We start from the raw sequence: 19527 nt of genomic DNA, 5'->3' as shown, positions 1-19527 counted from the left end.
GTGGAGGGACCCGCGGTGGCAGCAGCACCAGTCTGGAGTGTCGACCCCCGAACCGGGAAGCAGCGCGAGCAGGTTGCGGTGGAGGCCACAGCCCAGGAGGTGGACGCCGCCGTCCGGGCCGCGGACGAGGCGCGGGGCGCACTCGCCGACCGCGCCGTCCGCTCGGCCTTCCTGCGCACCGCCGCCGACGAGCTGCAGGCGGCCAAGGACGGTCTCGTCGAGACCGCCGACGCCGAGTCCGCGCTCGGCCCGGTCCGGCTCACCGGCGAACTCGCCCGCACCTGCTTCCAGCTGCGGGCCTTCGCCGACATAGTCGACGAGGGCGCCTTCCTCGACGTCGTCGTCAACCACCCCGACGACACCGCGACCCCGCCGATCCCGGACCTGCGCCGCTACAAGGTGCCGCTGGGCGTCGTCGCCGTCTACTCGGCGTCGAACTTCCCCTTCGCCTTCTCGGTCGCGGGCGGCGACACCGCGAGCGCCCTCGCGGCCGGCTGCCCGGTCGTCGTCAAGGCCCACCCGGACCACCCGGCCCTGTCCGAGTACGTCGCCGTGGTACTGCGCCGGGCCGCCGCCCGGCACGGCATCCCCGAGGGCGTCGTCGGGCTGGTGCACGGCTTCGAGGCCGGCGTCGAGCTGATCAAGCACCCGCTGGTCGCGGCGGCCGGCTTCACCGGCTCCGTACGAGGTGGCCGTGCGCTCTTCGACGCGGCGGCCGCCCGCCCCGTCCCGATCCCCTTCCACGGCGAGCTGGGCTCCCTGAACCCGGTCGTCGTCACCGAGGCCGCGGCCGCCGAGCGCGCCGAGGCGATCGGCGCGGGCCTCGCCGGGTCGATGACGCTGGGCGTCGGCCAGTTCTGTGTGAAGCCGGGCCTCGTCCTCGCCCCCGCCGGCGCCGCCGGTGACGCGCTGCTGAAGTCCCTGACCGACGCCGTCAGCGACACCGACGCGGGGGTCCTGCTCGACCACCGCATGCGCGACAACTTCGTCGCCGGTGTCGCCGAGCGCGCGCGGCTGTCCGACGTGGAGTCCCCGGTCACGCCCGGCTCGGGCGGCGAGCACACCGTCAGCGCGGGCTTCCTCACCGTCCCGGCGAGCAGGCTGGCCGCGGAGGGTGAGCACGACCTGCTCCTGGAGGAGTGCTTCGGGCCGGTCACCGTGGTGGCCCGCTATGAGGACGACGCCGAGGTGAAGGCGGTGCTGTCGCGGCTGCCGGGCAACCTCACGGCGACCGTGCAGCTGTCCGAGGAGGAGGCGGCGGGGGAGGGCCGCGGGGCGGAGATCCTCGCGGAGCTGACGCCGCTGGCCGGTCGCGTCCTCGTGAACGGCTGGCCGACGGGTGTCGCGGTCGCGCCCGCGCAGCACCACGGCGGTCCGTACCCGGCCACGACCTCCACGTCCACGTCGGTCGGCGGTACGGCCATCGAGCGGTGGCTGCGGCCGGTGGCGTACCAGAACGCGCCGGCGGCGTTGCTGCCTGCGGAGTTGCGGGACGACAACCCGCTGGGGCTGCCTCGTCGGTTCAACGGGCGTTTGGAGCGGTAGCGCCGTGGGGGTGCGGTGAATCGCGGTCTTCCGGTTCGTTGTGGTTGATCGCGCAGTTCCCCGCGCCCCTTGAGGTGGGACCTGGAAGAGTTGGCTGGATGGATCTGGAACTTTCCGAACTTCCTTTCGGTCTGCGTACGTATGGGCCTGACGGCCACTGGTCTTACGAGGACGGTGTGCTCTCCGGGTGGGCCGGGCCCAGGCAGGATCGGTTCGTGCCGCCCACCGGGGAGGGGCTGGACCCCGCCGCCGACGCGCCGCGGCTGCTCGGGGCGCCCGAAGGGGACTTCCAGCTGATCGCCCGGGTCACGGTGGGGTTCGGTGCGGCCTTCGACGCGGGCGTGCTCTACGTGCATGTCGGGGAACGGGCCTGGGCCAAGCTCTGCCTGGAGTACTCCCCGGACGTTCCCACCGTCTGCACGGTCGTCACCCGGGGCCACTCGGACGACGCCAACTCCTTCACCGTGGACGGCAGTTCCGTCTGGCTGCGGGTGAGCCGCACCGGCCGGGCCTTCGGCTTCCACGCCTCCCGGGACGGCGAACACTGGACCTTCGTCCGCCTCTTCACCCTGGGCGAGGAGAAGGAGACGGGCGCGGCCCTGGTCGGCTTCATGACGCAGTCCCCGATGGGGGAGGGCTGTGTGGTGACGTACGACCACATCGAGTTCCGCCCGAACTGGCCGAAGGACCTGCGGGACGGCAGCTGAGGTCCGCCGGTGGAACCGCCTCCTCGCCCGGCGCGTCCTGTGCTGCATGATCGAAACCAACCCGAATGTCGACGGTCTGGAGATCAGGACCGCACTGCCCGCCGAAGCCGGGGAGGTCGCCGCCTTACACCAGCGCGCCCGGGCCACCTACTACCCGGACGGGTTCCCGGACGACGGGGCCGACTGGCAGGGCCGGTGGCGGGAGGCGATAGGGAGGTCCGACGGGCGGGTGCTGTGCGCGGCGCGTGACGGGCGCCTGGCCGGGATCGCCTCCTACCGCAGGGCGGAGGGGGCTCCCGCCGGCACCGTCACGCTGTTCCAGTTCCACGTCGACCCCGACCGCTGGCGCGCCGGAATCGGCACCGCCCTGCATGCCGCGTGTGTGGAGGAGTGGCGGACCGGCGGGGTGCGTACGGCCTGGCTCGACGTGCATGTGGCCAATGAGCGGGCACGGGGCTTCTACGGTCGCCAGGGCTGGGTGCCGGACCCGGAGTCGCCGGTCGCCCCGGGCGATCACCACATGCGGCTGCGTCTCACCGTTCCCGGGGAATGAAGCCACCTGCTTGAACGTTCATGCACTTGGCGGAGGGAGTCTCCGTACCCGTACGAGCTGGAGAGAGCCGAGACATGCGCGTCGAGATCTGGAGCGACATCGCCTGCCCCTGGTGCTACGTGGGCAAGGCCCGCTTCGAGAAGGCGCTGCGGGACTTCCCGCACCGCGACGAGGTCGAGGTCGTGCACCGCTCCTTCGAGCTGGACCCGGGCCGCGCCAAGGACGACATCCAGCCCGTGATCACGATGCTCACCAGGAAGTACGGGATGAGCGCCGCGCAGGCCGAGGCGGGCGAGGACAACCTGGGCGCGCAGGCCGCCGCCGAGGGGCTGGGCTACCGCACCCGGGGCCGCGACCACGGCAGCACCTTCGACATGCACCGCCTGCTCCACCTCGCCAAGGAGCACGGCCGCCAGGAGCAGCTGCTCGACGTGCTGTACCGGGCCAACTTCGCCGAGGAGCGCTCGGTCTTCGGCGAGGACGAGCGGCTCGTGGAGCTCGCCGTGGCCGCCGGGCTCGACGCGGACGCCGCCCGTGCGGTGCTCGCCGACCCGGAGGCGTACGCCGCCGAGGTCCGGGCCGACGAGCGGGAGGCCGCGCAGCTCGGCGCGAACGGTGTGCCGTTCTTCGTGCTCGACCGGAAGTACGGCGTCTCCGGCGCCCAGCCCGCCGAGGTCTTCGCCCAGGCCCTGACGCAGGCGTTCGGTGAGCGCGCGCCGCTGAAGATCGTCGACAGCGGAGCCACCGACGGCGCGGACGCGTGTGGCCCGGACGGCTGTGCGGTGCCCCAGCACTGAAACCCGCAGGTCGGGGCGTATCCATAAGCGCTTCTTAGCGACGTCACGCAGACATCGGCAATGGACGGGGGGTTCCCCGGGGACGCAGAGTGGTCCCATGGAGACCTTCGAGAACCTCGTCCGTGCCGAGTTCACCCCGAAGCGGACCTACCTCAACACCGCGAGCAACGGGCTCCTGCCCGCCCGTACCGTCACCGCCGTGCACCAGGCGGTGCGGATGCGTGCCGAGGGCACGCCCCTGGGTCCCCTGTACGAGGACGTGGAGGCCGCCCGCGCGTCCTTCGCCCGGCTGGCCGGGGTGCCGGCCGAGCGTGTCGCGACCGGCGCCTCGGTCGCCGAGTACGGCGGTCTGATCGCCGCCTCGCTGCCCGCCGGCGCCGAAGTCCTCACGGCGGAGGGCGACTTCGCTTCTCTGGTGAACCCGTTCCATGTGCGCGGCGACCTCAAGGTACGCGCCGTGCCCCTGGAGCGGCTCGCCGAGTCCGTCCGCCCCGGCACCGCGCTTGTCGCGGTCAGCACCGCCCAGTCCGCCGACGGCCGGCTCGCCGATCTGCCCGCCGTGCGCGAGGCGGCCCGGGCGCACGGGGCCCGCACCTACGTCGACGCCTCGCAGTCGGCCGGCTGGCTGCCCATGGACGGTGACGCGGACGACTTCCTCGCCGCCGTCGGCTTCAAATGGCTCATGGGGCCGCACGGGGCCGCGTTCTTCGTCGCCCCGCGGGACTTCGGCGGCCTCACCCCGCTGCTCGCCGGCTGGGTCGCCGGCGAGGTCCCCTGGGACAGCTGCTACGGCCCCGTCGAGCAACTCGCCCACTCCGCAGGGCGGTTCGACATCAGCCCGGCCCTGTTCACCTACGCCGGGCTGCGCGCCTCGCTGGCGCTGATCGAGGAACTCGGCGTCGACGCCGTGCACGCCCACGACCTCGCGCTCGCGGACCGCTTCCGTGCCGGGCTCGACGGGCTGGGCCACGCGCCGGTGTCCGCGCCGGGCTCGGCGATCGTGTCCGTGCCGGGGCTCGGCCACCGGCAGGGCGAACTGAGCCGGGCGGGCATCGAGGTGTCCGACCGGGCCGGCAATCTGCGGGCCGCGTTCCACCTCTACAACACCCCGGCGGACGTCGACCGGCTCCTGGACGTCCTGTCCGGCTGAGGACATGACCGGGCCGGGCCTCCCGTCCCACACGAGGAGGCCCGGCCCGGTGCTCAAAGGGGCGTCACCGCACCGGCGTGAACTCCCGGGCCCCGATGAAATCGGGTCGCCTGACCGGCGCCGCGAACGGCTCGACCGCCGTGTTCTCCACGCTGTTGAACACGATGAACACGTTGCTGCGCGGGAACGGCGTGATGTTGTCGCCGGAACCGTGCATGGCGTTGCAGTCGAACCAGGTCGCCGAACCGGCCTTGCCCGTGAACAACTTGATGCCGTGCTGCGAGGCCAGCCGGCTCAGCGCCTCGTCGGAGGGCGTGCCCGCGTCCTGCATCTGCAGCGACTTCTTGTAGTTGTCCTTCGGCGTTTCTCCCGAGCACCCGAGGAACGTCTTGTGCGACCCCGGCATGATCATGAGCCCGCCGTTGGTGTCGTAGTTCTCGGTCAGCGCGATCGAGACCGACACCGTGCGCATCCGCGGCAGACCGTCCTCGGCGTGCCACGTCTCGAAGTCCGAGTGCCAGTAGAAGCCACTGGCCCCGAAGCCCGGCTTGACGTTGATCCGCGACTGGTGGACGTACACGTCCGAGCCGAGGATCTGCCGCGCCCTGCCGACGACCCGCTCGTCGCGCACCAGCCTGGCGAACACCTCGCTGATCTTGTGCACCTCGAAGACCGTGCGGATCTCCTTGGACTTCGGCTCGACGATCGACCGCTCGTCGGCCCGCATGTCCGGGTCGTGCACCAGCCGGTTCAGCTCGTTTCGGTAGACCGCGACCTCGTCCTCGGTGATCAGCTCGTCGATGGCGAGGAAGCCGTCACGCTCGAACGACAGCAGGTCGGCCGGCGCCACCGGGCCCGGGGCGTCGGGCGCACCCCAGACGACCGGGTCCTGGCGCGGCGTCAGCACCTCGGCGGCGCCACGACTCGGATAGAGGTCCGGCATACCGGTGGTGGTGTCGTAGGTGGCGGTCATGAAACGTCACACCTCCTCGGTGAGCAGCGGGTATACGCCGTTCTCGTCGTGGTCCTCCCGTCCGGTGACAGGCGGGTTGAAGACGCAGAGGCAGCGGAAATCCTGCTTGATCCGCAGCGTGTGCTTCTCGTGCCCGTCCAGGAGGTACATGGTCCCGGGGGTGATCGTGTACGACTTCCCGGTCTCGTGGTCGGTCAGCTCGGCCTCACCCTCCACGCAGACAACGGCCTCGATGTGGTTCGCGTACCACATCGACGTCTCCGTACCCGCGTACAGGACCGTCTCATGCAGGGAGAAGCCGACCTTCTCCTTGGCGAGGACGATGCGTTTGCTCTCCCACGTACCGGACGCCGACTTCACGTGCCGGTCGGTACCTTCGATCTCCTTGAACGAACGGACAATCACGGTGCTGCGATGCCTCCTAGGTGAGTGGTGCTCGGTTGGTGTGTCAGGCGGTCTCTCGGACGGCGCGGGCCAGCGTCCGCAGGCCCTCGTCCAGCTCTTCCGGCGTGATGGTGAGGGCGGGGAGCATCTTGACGACCTCGCTCTCGGGGCCGGACGTCTCGATCAGCAGCCCCAGGTCGAAGGCGCGCTTGGCGACCTTGTTCGCGCGATCCTTGTCGTGGAACTCCAGGCCCCACACCAGGCCGCGGCCCCGGTACTCCTTCACGTCGGCCAGGTTCTCCTCGGTGATGGAGATCAGCGCCTGCTCGACCTGCTCGCCGCGCTTGCGGGTCTGCTTCTCCATCGCGGAGCCGTCGGCCCAGTACGTCTCCAGGGTCGCGGTGGCCGTGACGAACGCGGGGTTGTTGCCGCGGAACGTGCCGTTGTGCTCGCCGGGCTCCCAGACGTCGAGCTCGGGCTTGAACAGGCACAGCGACATGGGCAGGCCGTAGCCGCTGATCGACTTCGAGACGGTGACGATGTCCGGCACGATGCCCGCCTCCTCGAAGGAGAAGAAGGCGCCGGTACGGCCGCAGCCCATCTGGATGTCGTCGACGATCAGCAGCATGTCCTGCCGCTCGCACAGCTCGGACAGGGCGCGCAGCCACTCGGGCCGGGCCACGTTGATGCCGCCCTCGCCCTGCACGGTCTCGACGATCACGGCGGCCGGCTTGTTCAGGCCGGAGCCCTGGTCCTCCAGCAGTCGCTCGAACCACAGGAAGTCCTCGACCGTGCCGTCGAAGTAGTTGTCGAACGGCATGGGCGTGCCGTGCACCAGCGGGATACCGGCGCCGGCCCGCTTGAAGGCGTTGCCGGTCACGGCCAGCGAGCCCAGCGACATGCCGTGGAAGGCGTTGGTGAACGAGACGATCGACTCGCGCCCCTTCACCTTCCGCGCCAGCTTCAGCGCGGCCTCCACGGCGTTGGTGCCCGTCGGGCCGGGGAACATGACCTTGTAGGGCAGGTCGCGCGGCCGCAGCAGCAGGTTCTGGAAGGCCTCCAGGAACGTGCGCTTGGCGGTGGTCGACATGTCGAGCCCGTGCGTGACGCCGTCGCGCTCCAGGTAGTCGATCAGCGCGCGTTTCAGGACCGGGTTGTTGTGCCCGTAGTTCAGTGACCCCGCTCCGGCGAAGAAGTCGAGGTACTCGTGGCCGTCCTCGTCGTACATACGGCTGCCCACGGCGCGGTCGAAGACGGTGGGCCAGCCGCGGCAGTAGCTGCGTACCTCGGACTCAACGGTCTCGAAGACACTCAGGTCGGGCTGGGTGATGGTCACGACGAATCGCTCCTCGGTGCGTGGGGGAAGTCTGCGGGAGTGGGGGTGGGACGGGAAGTCAGTGGGGCAGCGGGCCGATGCGGTACAGGACCTCGGGGTCGTGCGGCCCGTCGGGGAACACGGCCGTGTCGAAGAGCACCTCGCGCTCCAGCCGGGCGCCGTGACGCTCGGCGAACGACGTGAACAGGCGCTCCGAGGCGGTGTTGCCCGGAGTGATGGTGGTCTCCACCGTCGTCACCCCGAGGTCGGCCACGGTGCGGGCGGCAAGCCCGTCGAGCAGCGTGGCGGCCAGCCCGCGCCCGCGGTGTGCCTCGTCCACGGCCACCTGCCAGACCAGCAGGGTGCGCGGGCTGTCCGGCCGCACGTACCCGGTGATGAAGCCCATCGGCTCGCCGTGCTCGTCACGCGCCACGGCCGACGTCGCCGCGAAGTCGCGGCACCACAGCAGATAGCTGTAGGACGAGTTCAGGTCCAGAACCTTCGAGTCCTTCGCCATCCGCCACAGTGCGGCTCCGTCGGCCACGGTGGGACGGTCGATTTGCGGATCTGCTTGTACGGCAGTCATGCCAATTGAATTTACCCAGAGAAATTCAAAATCGCATCGCCGGACGGGGTCGCGCATGAGCCATGACTGTGTTATCGCGCGGGCGCGAGTCTTTAGGTGTAGGGGTGGTGAGATGCCCAAGTTTGTGCCGGAAATATCGGGCGAAGTGGTCACAGTGTGTAACGCGTCACAGCCATGTAATCCCCACGAGATCTGCCCGAATTTCCTCGCGAAGTGTCCCCAGAATCTCTGGGTTTAGGACCGAAGAAAGCGGGCAGAAGAATACGGGAAGCTGTTCGTTGATGAATTCTTAATATGTGTGCCAGCTTACATGCGGGGTGTAGTCAAAGCACGTGTAATTCAGGCCCCGGTCACTCCGTCGATGCGTTCCCGCAGGATATCGGCGTGACCGTTGTGCCGGGCGTACTCCTCGATCATGTGAATCAGCACCCATCGCAGGCTGACCTCCATCCCCGGGACCGGCCCCTCGGCGACCCGCCCGACGTGGTCCAGCGGCAGCCGGGCACACAGCTCCCGCCCGCGCGCGATCTCCCCCCGCCAGAGCTCCAGCGCCTCGTCGAGGCCCCTCCCCGGATCCAGCGCGTAGCCGGTCGGGTCCTCGAACAGAGGCGGCACGCCGAGACCGGCGGTCACTCTCTGGAACCAGTTCCGCTCGACCTCGGCGAGGTGCTGCACCAGCCCGAGCAGCGTCAGCGCGGACGGCTCGGCCGACGGGATCCGCGCCTGCGCGTCGTCCAGCCCCGCGCACTTCAGCTCCAGCGTGGCCCGGTGGAAGTCCAGCCAGCTCTCGAGCATGGCCCGCTCGTCACCACTGAGGTGCGGCACGGGACGGCCGTCGGGGAGGGACGGGGTGTGTTCGGCAGATGTGTCGGTGGTCATGCGGGGAGCATGGCACGCACCACTGACATCGCTCCCTGGCTACTGGCGCCGACCGGCGTCTTTCCGCCCGTCCGGCGCTTGAGGACGAGGCCGTCCGGGCCGAAGCGGGGGCCTGGGGCGCAGCCCCCAGCGGAGACCTCAGCCCCCGACTACCGCCACGCCTCCTCCACGGCCCGCAGCGCCCCCTCCACATCCACCTTCAGCCCCTGCTCGGAGAGCGCACCCCCGAGCGCCGCCAGACTCGCCCGCACAGCGCCCGGCGTCGCGTCCGCGCCGTAGTGGTTGACCCGGATCATCTCCTTGGCCAGCGCACCCCCGCCGGCGGCGACCGGCAGCGCCGGATCCGACGTCAGCGCCCTGGCCACCAGCTCCGACGCCACCACCCCGGACGGCGCCCGGAGCGTCGTGGCGACGGGCGCCGCGTCCCGGGCCTCGTACACATACGGTTCCAGGCCGCCACCGAGCGCGACCGCCCCGGCCCGCGTGGCCGCCGCGGCGGAGGCGTGCCGGGCCATCACGGCATCGAGCCCCGCCGCCTCGATCCGCTCCACGCACGCCTCCAGCGCCAGCATCTCCAGCTGCGCCGGAGCGTGCGGCAGCGCCTTGCGGCCGCCGTCGATCCACCGCTCCTTCCAGTCGAGGAGCGACAGATACGACCGGCGCGGCGCCCGCGGGTTCGCCGCCATCCGGGCCCAGGCCCGCTCGCTGACCGACACCGCCGAGACACCGGCCGGACCGCCCATCGCCTTCTGCGCCCCGATCACGCACAGGTCCACGCCCCACGCGTCCGTCAGCACCGGCTCGGCACCGATCGACGCCACCGCGTCCAGGTAGAACAGCGCCCCGTGCGCCCGCACCACCTCGCCGATCTCCGCGACCGGATTGGTGTTCCCGGTCGCCGCCTCCGCGTGCACCAGGGACACGAAGCCGATCTCCGGGTGCTCGGCGAAGGCCTGCCGGATCTGCTCGGCCGTGACCGCCGTGTGGAAGGGCACCGCCAGGTCGACCACCGTGGCACCGCAGTCCCGCAGCCAGTCGCCGAAGGTCTTCCCGTACGGGCCCGTGATGACGTTCAGCGCCGTCGTCCCCGGGCCGGCCGTCGCACGGATCGCGCCCTCCAGCGGCAGCAGCGCCTCGCCCTGCATGATCACGACGTCCTGCTCGGTGCTCAGCAGCCGCGCCACACGGTCCTCGATCGCGGCGAAGTGGTCCGCGCCGAGCGGGGCCAGGTCCAGAAACGGGTGCGTCACGGTGGGGCTCTCTCCATTCACGGGGGCCAACGGCATCTGCACGGGGCCGACGGCATCGAGGGTAACCGGCGGGTACGTCCCCCCTCGCAGGTGAGGTCCGCTGCTCATTAGGGTGCGGTGCATGAGCGATCGCACGGTGCTGCACGTGAAGGGACGGGTGCTCGTCGGGCCCGAGGACGTCCGCGACGAACTGTGGGTGGTGGACGGCCGCGTCTCCTACGACCGTCCCGCCGGCGCCCGCGACATCCGCACCGTCAAGGGCTGGGCCCTGCCCGGCCTCGTCGACGCGCACTGCCACGTGGGACTCGACCGGCACGGCGCGGTCCCCCAGGACGTCGCCGAGAAGCAGGCCCTGACCGACCGGGACGCGGGCACGCTGCTGATCCGCGACGCGGGTTCACCCTCCGACACCCGCTGGGTCGACGACCGCGAGGACCTGCCGAAGATCATCCGCGCCGGGCGGCACATCGCCCGCACCCGCCGCTACATCCGCAACTACGCCTGGGAGATCGAGCCGGAGGACCTGGTCGCCTACGTCGCCCAGGAGGCCCGGCGGGGCGACGGCTGGGTCAAGCTGGTCGGCGACTGGATCGACCGCGACCTCGGCGACCTGTCGGCCTGCTGGCCCCGCGGCGCGGTGGAGGCGGCGATCGCCGAGGCCCATCGCCTGGGCGCCCGCGTCACCGCGCACTGCTTCGCGGAGGACTCGCTGCAGGACCTCGTCGAGGCGGGCATCGACTGCGTCGAACACGCGACGGGCCTGACCGAGGACCTCATCCCGCTGTTCGCCGAACGGGGCGTCGCCATCGTCCCGACCCTGGTCAACATCGCGACCTTCCCGCAGCTCGCCGACGGCGGCGAGTCCCGGTTCCCGCGCTGGTCGGCCCATATGCGCCGGCTCCACGAACGCCGCTACGACACCGTCCGGGGCGCCTGGGACGCCGGCATCCCCGTCTTCGTCGGCACCGACGCCGGCGGCACCCTCGCCCACGGCCTGGCGGCGGCCGAGGTCGCCGAACTGGTCACCGCGGGCATCCCGCCCCTCGACGCCCTGGCGGCCGGAACCTGGAAGGCCCGCACCTGGCTCGGCCGCCCCGGACTGGACGAGGGTGCCCCGGCCGACCTCGTCGTCTACGACCAGGACCCCCGGGCCGACGTACGCGTCCTGGCGGCGCCGCGCCGGGTGGTGCTGAACGGGCGCGTGGTCGGGTAGCCGAGCGGGTGACGCGAGGGAACGTCAGTGCCGGGGGATTCGAAAACTTCCACGGTATCGCCACGTTGGAGTGAAGAGGCATCAGATCGCTGACGCCGTACCCCGGGTGCGCGAGTCTTTCCGGGTCCCGAGCCTGTCTCTCCTGGAGTCCCCACCGTGAACAGCACTTCCTTCCGCATGCCCGCACGCCGTCTGGCGACCGTGGCGACGGCCACGGCCCTCGCCGCCGGGCCTGTGGCACTGACCGGAGTGAGCCCGGCGCACGCCACCGGCGATCACGGCCGCGCGAGCGCCCTCGTCCTGCGCACCGGCCTCGATGTCTCCCTGCTGAACAAGTCGGTCGAGGCCCCGCTCGCCGTCACCCTCAACGAGGTACAGGCCCCGCAGAGCGCCGAGAAGACCGCGCTGACCGCCCGCCTGGACGGGGTGAACGGCGGAAAGCCCTTCAGCGTGCTGCGCGCGGACGTGGCCGAGGCGAGAGCCACCGCGACCGCCACGAAGGCCGAGGGGAGCACCACCCTGGCCCGCGCCCGCGTCCATGTCCCCGGCCTGCCGCTGCTGTCGGTCGTCGAGATCGAGCAGATCACCGCGAAGGCCGTCTGCGAGGCCGGGAAGAAGCCCGTCGCCACGACCGGCCTGCCCGGCTCGGTGACCGTGCTCGGCAAGCGCGTCACCCTGACCGCCGGCGGCCCGACGGACGTCAAGGTGCCGGGCGTCGGCGACGTACGCCTGGACCTCTCGAGGACGCGGACGACATCCCGGACGGCCGCCGCCACCGCCCTCGAACTCAAGGTGTCCGTCAACCCGTTGAAGCTGAACGTGGCCGAGGTGAACGGCACGCTCACCCTGGCCGAGGCGACCTGCGAGACACCGAAGGCCGCGCAGGCCGCACAGCCACCGTCCGAGCCCTCCGCCGAGCCGTCCGACGCCCCCGCCGGGCTCGAGCCGCAGGGCGCGCCGGCCGAGGAGGGTCTGGCCGAGACGGGCGGCAGCTCGACGACCCCGTACGTCACGGGCGGCGCGATCGCCCTGCTCGCGGTGGGCGGGGGAGCGGTGGCCCTGGCACGCCGCCGGAACTGACCTCCCGGGCCGGGGGCGTCAGGCGCGGCGGAGAACCGGTCCAGGGGAGGGCCCGGACCGCGCGCCTCCTCGCCGACTCGCCGACTCGCCCGGGCCGCCCCGGCACACGGACCGGAGCGGAGACGGCGGGGGCCGCCCAGGCCGGGTAGCCGTTTGCCGGTGCCGGCCGCGGGGGTTGGACGAGCCCGACGGTGCCGCGGTAGCCGTTTGCCGGTGCCGGCCGCGGGGGTTGGACGAGCCCGACGGTGCCGCGGTAGCCGTTTGCCGGTGCCGGGCGGGGGTTGGACGAGCCCGACGGTGCCGCGGCAGGGGTTTGCCGGTGCCGGGCGGGGGTTGGACGAGCCCGACGGTAGCCGCGGCAGCCGTTTGCCGGTGCCGGGCGGGGGTTGGACGAGCCCGACGGTAGCCGCGGCAGCCGTTTGCCGGTGCCGGGCGGCGGTTGGACGAGCCCGACGGTGCCGCGGCAGCCGTCTGCCGGTACCGCCCGCCGGTTCGACGAGCCCGACGGCGCCGGCGAGCGGCGCCCCGCCGGGAATCACCGCGGGCCCGCCGACCGTGAACCGTCAGCCCGTCACCGCACGCTCCAGCGCCCGCAGGAACCCGTCCGTCGTCGTCCGGTCCCGTACCGCCAGCCGTAGCCACTCCTCGTCCAGGCCGGGGAACGTGTCGCCGCGGCGCACGGCGTAGCCGAGGTCGCGCAGGCGCCGGCGGACGGCCGCCGCGTGGGGCAGGCGGATGAGGAGGAACGGGCCCTCCGCCGGCTCGACCACCCGCAACCCCGCCGGGGCGAACCGCGCGAGGCCCGCCACCAGGTGGGCGCGGTCCGCCGCGACGCGATGGGCGGCGTGGGCCGCCTCGGCCACGCCCCGGGGCCCCACGCACGCCCGCGCCGCGGCCAGCGCCGGTGTCGACACCGGCCACAGCGGCTGCGCCCGCTCCAGGTCCTCGATGGTCTCCGGCGCCGCCAGCACGTACCCGATCCGCAGTCCGGCCAGCCCCCACGTCTTGGTCAGGCTGCGCAGCACCACCAGACCGGGGACGTCGACGCGGCCCGCCAGGGCCTCGCGTTCGCCCGGCACCGCGTCCAGGAACGCCTCGTCCACCACCAGCACCCGCCCGGGACGGGCGAGCCCGGCGATCGTCTCCGCCGGATGCAGCACCGACGTCGGGTTCGTCGGATTGCCGATCACCACCAGGTCCGCGTCCTCGGGAACGGCCGCCGGATCCAGCCGGAAGCCGTCCTCCGCGCGCAGCAGCACCCGGTCGACCGCGTGCCCCGCGTCCCGCAGCGCCGCCTCCGGCTCCGTGAACTGCGGGTGGACGACGACCGGCCGCCGCACCTTCAGCGCCCGCGCCAGCAGAACGAACGCCTCCGCCGCCCCCGCCGTCAACAGCACCCGCTCCGCCGGCAGCCCGTGCCGCTCCGCCACCGCCGCGCGTGCGGCCCGCCCGTCGGGGTAGGCCGCGAGCCCGCCCAGCGACGCGGCGATGCGCTCCCGCAGCCACACCGGAGGCGTGTCGGCCCGGACGTTCACGGCCAGATCGACGAGCGATCCGCCGTCGTCCCGGACCTCCGCGTCCCCGTGGTGCCGCAGATCGTGCCCGCTCTCAGTGCGCATCCGAGTCCGCCCCCCGGTGGAAGTGCCCGGGCGCGTGGTGACCCGTGACGGCCTCCTCGTAGCGCTCCCACACCAGGTCCAGCAGCTCCGGCTCCGGACCGATGACGCCGGCCGAGCGCACCTCGATCTCCGGGTGCGCCTCCGCCCAGCCCTCCGTCTGCTGCCGCACCCGGTCCGGCTGGACACCGGTGAACAGGAAGTACGGCAGGACCACGATCCGCCGGGCCCCCAGCCGCACGCACCGGTCGAGCCCGTTCGGCACGTCCGGCGCCGCCAGCGACACGAACGCCGTCTCGACCCCCGCGTACCCGCGGCCCTCCCACAGCAGCCGCGCCGCCCTGTGCACCTCGGCGTTGGCGTCCGGGTCCGTGGACCCGGCCCCCACCAGCAGCACCGTCACATCGGCCCGGTCGCCCGGCCTGCGCCCGGCGGTGCCGCCCAGCGCCTCGTCCAGCCGCCGTTCCAGCACGTCCAGCAGCGCCGGGTGCGGGCCGAGCGGGGGCCCGTACGTGTACGAGATCCCGGGGTGCCGCTCCTTCTCACGGGCCAGGGCCGCCCGGATGCCGCCCTTGGCGTGCCCGGCGGGCACCAGCATCAGCGGAACGGCGGTGAAGTGCCGTACGCCCCGCTCCACCAGCTCGGTGACGGCGTCGCCCAGCGGCGGCCGCGACAGTTCGACGAAGCCGCCCGCGACGGGCAGTTCCGGGCGTCGGGACCCCAGCTCCCGTACGAACTCGCAAAACGCCTCGGATCCGGTGTCGTCGCGGGCGCCTTGGCCGGCGATGAGCAGGGCGGGAGGGGTGGTCACAGGTGCTCCTCGACGGAAGTGGGGTGGAACGGCGGGACGTTGCGCGCGGCCGCGGCCGCGGACTCGGCCGGACGGGTCGGGCCGGGACCCGGCTCGGCGCCCTGCGGGCGACCGACGGTCTCGCGGCAGGTGACGCCCACCGCGGCCGTCTCGATGTCGCGCGAGGTGTCCGGGCGGGCGCCCGCCCGGAGCCCGTCCACCCCTGGCCGCCGCACGACGGCACAGGTCGCCCTCGCGGGGCTCGCGGCCGACTTCCGCTTGGGGACGAGGAGTTCACCCCCGCCGGCGAGCGCGGCGGCCTCGGCCACCGACGGGGTGCCGACGGCGGTGAGCGGCACGTCGGACGGGTGCGGCACCTCGACCTCAGCCAATTCCCCGGCGGAGTAGGTCACCAGGGGCACCCCGAGCCGCCGCGCGGCCTCCACGACGCCCGGCTCCTCTGCCTTGGCGTCGACGGTGGCGAGCTCGGCCACGGACGCCGCGGACAGCCCGGCCTCCCGCAGGGTGTCCTCGACAAGCCCGAGCACCTCCTCGACGGAGACACCCCGCGAGGCCCCGATCCCGACGCCGACCAGCGTGCCGCTCATGACGTCCGGCACCTCTCCACGAACCGGAGGGCGACACCGGGCTCGGACGCCCAGTGCGTGTGCAGATAACTCGCGTGCACACCGCGCCGTACGAACCCTTCGACCCGCCGCTCCGGGGACCGGAACCCCCAGGCGGGATCCGGCCCCGAGCCGGGCTCCACGGCGGTCCGGTGGAATTCGTGCCCCCGCATCCGTGTCCCCGCCTCCGCGAGCACACTGTCGCCGACCGCCACGGCGTCCCGGTATCCCAGGGTGAGCCGCCGCGTCATCCGCGCCCCGGCGTCCAGCACCCCGCACATCGGCTGCCCGTCCAGCTCCCGGCACAGATACAGCAGCCCCGCACACTCGGCGGCGACCGGGGCGCCGCTCTCGGCCAGGCCGGCGACGGCCTTGCGCAGGGGTTCGTTGGCGGACAGCTCGGAGACGTACATCTCCGGGAACCCGCCCCCGATCACCAACCCGCTTGTGTCTTCGGGCAGTTCCTCGTCCCGCAGGGGATCGAAGGGCACGACCTCGGCACCGGCTGCGGTGAGCAGCTCGGTGTGCTCGGCGTAGGAGAAGGTGAACGCCTCACCGCCGGCCACGGCGATCCGTGGCCGGGGTCTCTCGTGCGACCGTGCCGGGTGGTGGCCGGGTGAGGAGACCGCCTCGGCCGCGTCCCAGGCCGCACAGGACAACGCGCCCGCCCCCTGGGCCAGCCGCATCAGCGCGTCCAGATCACAACCCTCGGAAACCTGCGCGGCCATGGCCGCGACAGCCCCCAGGGCCTCCTCGCGCCGCTCGGCGACCGGAACCAGCCCCAGATGCCGCGACGGCGTGTCCACCTGCGGCGCCCGCCGCAGCACCCCGAGCACCGGCACCCCGACCTGCTCCATGGCCTCCCGCAGCAGCCACTCGTGCCGGTCCGACGCGACCTTGTTCAGGATCACGCCCCCGACCCGCACCTCCGGATCCCAGGTGGTGAACCCGTGCACCAGCGCGGCCACCGACCGGGACTGCGACGACGCGTCGACGACCAGCACCACCGGCGCCCGCAGCAGCTTGGCGACATGAGCCGTGGACGCCAGCTCGCCCTCACCGGCCGCCCCGTCGAACAGCCCCATCACGCCCTCGACGACGGCGATGTCACACCCCCGCGCCCCGTGCAGGAACAACGGCCCGACCAGCTCCGGCCCGCACAGATAGGCGTCGAGGTTCCGTCCCACGCGCCCGCTCGCGAGCGCGTGATACCCGGGGTCGATGTAGTCCGGCCCGACCTTGTGCGGGGACACGGCGAGTCCCCGCGCGGCGAACGCGGCCATCAGCCCCGTGGCGACGGTGGTCTTGCCGCTGCCGGAAGCCGGCGCGGCGATGACCAGCCGTGGGACGGACGAGGACATCACCACTCGATGCCCCTCTGCCCCTTCTGCCCGGCGTCCATGGGGTGCTTCACCTTGGACATGTCGGTCACGAGGTCCGCGAAGTCGACGAGCTTCTCGGGCGCGTTCCGCCCGGTGATCACGACATGCTGGGTCCCGGGCCGGTTCCGCAGCACCTCCACGACCTCGTCGGTGTCGATCCAGCCCCAGTGCAGCGGGTAGGCGAACTCGTCCAGCACATACAGCTTGTACGTCTCGGCCGCCAGGTCCCGCTTGACCTGCTCCCAGCCCTCCCGGGCCTTCTCCTCGTTGTCCATCTGCCCGTCGCGCTGCACCCACGACCAGCCCTCGCCCATCTTGTGCCAGTCGACGGACCCGCCCTCACCGGACGCCCCGAGCACGCGCAGCGCGTTCTCCTCGCCGACCTTCCACTTCGCCGACTTGACGAACTGGAACACCCCGATCGGCCACCCCTGGTTCCAGGCCCGCAGCGCGAGCCCGAAGGCGGCGGTGGACTTGCCCTTGCCGACGCCCGTGTGCACGAAGACGAGCGGCCGGTTCCGGCGCTGTCGGGTCGTCAGTCCGTCGTCCGGAACGACACTCGGCTGTCCCTGCGGCATTACGCGGCCCTCCTCGAAGTACCCTGCACATCCTTGACCAGCCCGGCGATCGAGTCGGCCCGCAGCTCGTCCAGCGTCACGGCGGTGCCGCCCAGCTCGCCCGCGAGCTGCCCGGCGAGCCCCAGCCGCACCGGACCCGACTCGCAGTCCACGACGACGGACGCGACGCCCTCGGCCGCGAACAGCCGCGCCGCGCGCCCGGCCAGGGCGACCGGCTCCGGGCCCCCGGTGGCCCGCCCGTCCGTCACCACCACGACCAGCGGCCGCCGCGCGGGATCGCGCAGCCGCTCCACCCGCAGCACGTCGTGCGCGCGCAGCAGCCCGGCCGACAGCGGCGTACGGCCGCCGGTCGGCAGCGACTCCAGCCGGGCCGCCGCCGCGTCCACGGACGAGGTCGGCGGCAGCGCGACCTCCGCGCCCGACCCCCGGAAGGTCACCAGGCCCACCTTGTCCCGCCGCTGGTACGCGTCCAGCAGCAGCGACAGCACGGCCCCCTTCACGGCGCTCATCCGCTGCCGCGCCGCCATCGACCCGGAGGCGTCCACGACGAACAGCACGAGATTGCCCTCGCGGCCCTCGCGGGTGGCCTGCCGCAGGTCGTCGCGGCGCACCACGAGTCCCGGCCCGGACCGCCCGCGCGCCCGCTGGTGCGGGGCCGCGGCCTGCACGGTCGCCGCCAGGTGCAGCTTGGTGAGGGAGCCCTTCGGCCGCCGGGCGCCGGTGGTCCGGCCGTGTTCGGTCCGGGCCCGCGAACGCCGCCCGGCGGCACCCTCGCCGAGTCCGGGCACGCTCAGCACCTTGGTCCGGAAGGGTTCGGAAGCGCGTGCGGCCGACTGTTCGCCGGCTCCCGACGGCTGCGGCTGCGGCTGTCCCTCCTGCTCGCCCTCCGGCCGGGGCTCCTGGTCACCGCCCTGAGGCCCGTCGTCGGGCGCCGGCTGTCCACCGCCCCCGCCGGGCCCGTCCGGCCCCGAGTCCGGGTCCGGGTCGAGGTCCGGGTCCGGGTCGTCGTCCCCGGAGAACTCCTCCAGGGTCTCGTCCAGCTTGTCCTCGTCAAGACCCGGCGCGTCGAAGGGGTTGCGGCGCCGGCGGTGCGGCAGCGCGAGCAGCGCGGCCTGCCGTACGTCCTCGGCGAGCACGTCCGTACGCCCGGCCCAGGCCGCGAGCGCCGTAGCGGTCCGGGCCATCACGATGTCGGCGCGCATGCCGTCCACCTCGAAGGCCGCACAGGTCGCCGCGATCTGCCGCAGCGCGTCGTCGCCCAGCCGCACCGACGGCAGCAGCTTCTTCGCGGCCACGATCCGGGCCCGTACGTCGGCCTCCTCGTCGGCCCAGCGGGCGGCGAACCCGGCCGGGTCGTCGTCGTAGGCCAGCCGCCGTCGTACGACCTCGACGCGCTGCTCGGGCTCGCGCGAGGCCGCGACCTCGACGGTCAGCCCGAACCGGTCGAGCAACTGCGGCCGCAGCTCGCCCTCTTCGGGGTTCATGGTGCCGACGAGCAAGAAGCGGGCGGCGTGCCGTACGGAGACGCCCTCACGCTCCACGTACGAGGCGCCCATCGCGGCCGCGTCCAGCAGCAGGTCGACCAGGTGGTCGTGGAGGAGGTTGACCTCGTCGACGTAGAGGATGCCGCGGTGCGCGTCGGCGAGCAGGCCGGGCTCGAAGGCCTTCACGCCCTCCGACAGGGCCCGTTCGATGTCCAGCGCGCCGACCAGCCGGTCCTCGGAGGCGCCGACGGGCAGCTCGACCATGCGGGCCGGCCGGGAGGCGAAGCCCCCCGGCTCGTGCGGCCCGTCAGGGCAGCCGGGGTCGGGCGAGCCGGGGTCGCAGGAGAAGCGGCACTCGGAGACGACGTCCACCTCCGGCATGAGCGCCGACAGCGCCCGCACGGCCGTCGACTTGGCCGTGCCCTTCTCGCCGCGCACCAGCACACCGCCGACCGCCGGTGACACGGCGTTCAGCAGCAGCGCGAGCCGCAGATCGTCCTGGCCGACCACGGCCGTGAACGGAAAGGGGGTGGTCACTTTTCGTCGTCCTCCAAGTCGCCTTCGAATCGCGGATGGATCGGGCAGCCGGTCCAGCGTCTCAGGTGGCCCGCGGTCGCCG

General features: G+C 72.8%; 18 protein-coding genes and 1 pseudogene. 7 read left to right on the top strand and 12 right to left on the bottom strand.

Annotated elements, in window-relative coordinates; genetic code table 11:
• The first annotated feature begins 15 nt into the window (after window positions 1–15).
• From ACZ58V_RS26390 to ACZ58V_RS26370, 5 genes are all read left to right on the top strand, one after another.
• On the top strand, window positions 16–1545 hold the full coding sequence (locus tag ACZ58V_RS26390; RefSeq protein WP_468193141.1) for an aldehyde dehydrogenase (NADP(+)): 1530 nt from the start codon (window positions 16–18) through the stop codon (window positions 1543–1545).
• A 98-nt stretch (window positions 1546–1643) separates the two neighbouring features.
• Entirely contained in the window at window positions 1644–2252 is a 609-nt protein-coding gene (locus ACZ58V_RS26385; protein WP_471292872.1) for a DUF1349 domain-containing protein, read from the top strand.
• Window positions 2253–2298: 46 nt separating this feature from the next.
• Entirely contained in the window at window positions 2299–2805 is a 507-nt protein-coding gene (locus tag ACZ58V_RS26380) for a GNAT family N-acetyltransferase (RefSeq protein ID WP_468193138.1), read from the top strand.
• Window positions 2806–2879: 74 nt separating this feature from the next.
• Entirely contained in the window at window positions 2880–3602 is a 723-nt protein-coding gene (locus tag ACZ58V_RS26375) for a DsbA family oxidoreductase (RefSeq protein WP_468193136.1), read from the top strand.
• A 97-nt stretch (window positions 3603–3699) separates the two neighbouring features.
• A complete protein-coding gene (locus tag ACZ58V_RS26370; RefSeq protein WP_468193134.1) occupies window positions 3700–4752 on the top strand; it encodes an aminotransferase class V-fold PLP-dependent enzyme in 1053 nt (350 codons plus the stop codon).
• 64 nt (window positions 4753–4816) lie between these two features.
• On the opposite strand, the gene thpD is transcribed toward ACZ58V_RS26370, so the two are convergent.
• The 6 genes from thpD to ACZ58V_RS26340 all read right to left on the bottom strand — a co-directional run bounded on the left by thpD (window position 4817) and on the right by ACZ58V_RS26340 (window position 10139).
• Window positions 4817–5725, bottom strand: a complete 909-nt coding sequence (gene thpD / locus ACZ58V_RS26365) for an ectoine hydroxylase (RefSeq protein WP_189730326.1) — start codon at window positions 5723–5725, stop codon at window positions 4817–4819.
• 6 nt (window positions 5726–5731) lie between these two features.
• The gene (locus ACZ58V_RS26360; RefSeq protein WP_184599670.1) at window positions 5732–6130 is read right to left on the bottom strand and encodes an ectoine synthase; all 399 of its coding nucleotides are present in this window, start codon (window positions 6128–6130) and stop codon (window positions 5732–5734) included.
• Between the two features lie 43 nt (window positions 6131–6173).
• A complete protein-coding gene (gene ectB, locus ACZ58V_RS26355) occupies window positions 6174–7445 on the bottom strand; it encodes a diaminobutyrate--2-oxoglutarate transaminase (protein ID WP_471292867.1) in 1272 nt (423 codons plus the stop codon).
• 58 nt (window positions 7446–7503) lie between these two features.
• Entirely contained in the window at window positions 7504–8010 is a 507-nt protein-coding gene (gene ectA, locus ACZ58V_RS26350; RefSeq protein WP_189730324.1) for a diaminobutyrate acetyltransferase, read from the bottom strand.
• A 339-nt stretch (window positions 8011–8349) separates the two neighbouring features.
• Complete coding sequence (locus ACZ58V_RS26345; RefSeq protein WP_468193131.1) at window positions 8350–8889, bottom strand: DinB family protein; 540 nt, start codon at window positions 8887–8889, stop codon at window positions 8350–8352.
• 149 nt (window positions 8890–9038) lie between these two features.
• A complete protein-coding gene (locus ACZ58V_RS26340; protein WP_468193129.1) occupies window positions 9039–10139 on the bottom strand; it encodes a pyridoxal-phosphate-dependent aminotransferase family protein in 1101 nt (366 codons plus the stop codon).
• A gap of 121 nt (window positions 10140–10260) precedes the next feature.
• On the opposite strand from ACZ58V_RS26340, the gene ACZ58V_RS26335 reads away from it, so the two are divergent.
• Together ACZ58V_RS26335 and ACZ58V_RS26330 are read left to right on the top strand one after the other, a co-directional pair.
• On the top strand, window positions 10261–11352 hold the full coding sequence (locus ACZ58V_RS26335) for an amidohydrolase family protein (protein WP_471292862.1): 1092 nt from the start codon (window positions 10261–10263) through the stop codon (window positions 11350–11352).
• Window positions 11353–11508: 156 nt separating this feature from the next.
• Window positions 11509–12432, top strand: coding sequence for an SCO1860 family LAETG-anchored protein (locus ACZ58V_RS26330; protein ID WP_471292860.1), 924 nt, complete (start codon window positions 11509–11511; stop codon window positions 12430–12432).
• 563 nt (window positions 12433–12995) lie between these two features.
• On the opposite strand, the gene cobC is transcribed toward ACZ58V_RS26330, so the two are convergent.
• From cobC to ACZ58V_RS26300, 6 genes and pseudogenes are all read right to left on the bottom strand, one after another.
• The gene (gene cobC, locus ACZ58V_RS26325; RefSeq protein WP_468193126.1) at window positions 12996–14051 is read right to left on the bottom strand and encodes an Rv2231c family pyridoxal phosphate-dependent protein CobC; all 1056 of its coding nucleotides are present in this window, start codon (window positions 14049–14051) and stop codon (window positions 12996–12998) included.
• On the bottom strand, window positions 14041–14859 hold the full coding sequence (locus ACZ58V_RS26320) for a sirohydrochlorin chelatase (RefSeq protein WP_468193124.1): 819 nt from the start codon (window positions 14857–14859) through the stop codon (window positions 14041–14043). Before ACZ58V_RS26320 ends, cobC begins: the two co-directional genes overlap by 11 nt.
• 173 nt (window positions 14860–15032) lie before the next feature.
• Window positions 15033–15425, bottom strand: a pseudogene (locus ACZ58V_RS26315) (cobalamin biosynthesis protein); the annotation flags it as partial.
• Window positions 15426–15442: 17 nt separating this feature from the next.
• Window positions 15443–16825, bottom strand: a complete 1383-nt coding sequence (locus tag ACZ58V_RS26310) for a cobyrinate a,c-diamide synthase (RefSeq protein WP_471292855.1) — start codon at window positions 16823–16825, stop codon at window positions 15443–15445.
• The gene (cobO, locus tag ACZ58V_RS26305; protein WP_189730307.1) at window positions 16825–17424 is read right to left on the bottom strand and encodes a cob(I)yrinic acid a,c-diamide adenosyltransferase; all 600 of its coding nucleotides are present in this window, start codon (window positions 17422–17424) and stop codon (window positions 16825–16827) included. The genes ACZ58V_RS26310 and cobO overlap by 1 nt, the downstream gene beginning before the upstream one ends.
• Window positions 17424–19445 carry a putative cobaltochelatase gene (locus ACZ58V_RS26300; protein WP_468193121.1) on the bottom strand — a complete coding sequence of 674 codons (2022 nt, stop codon included), beginning with the start codon at window positions 19443–19445 and terminating at the stop codon, window positions 17424–17426. Before ACZ58V_RS26300 ends, cobO begins: the two co-directional genes overlap by 1 nt.
• Window positions 19446–19527 lie beyond the last annotated feature (82 nt).

The sequence above is a fragment of the Streptomyces sp. NPDC040589 genome (assembly GCF_055594445.1).
Note: the sequence above shows the minus strand (reverse complement) of the source record. Positions and strands in the feature narration are given on the sequence as shown.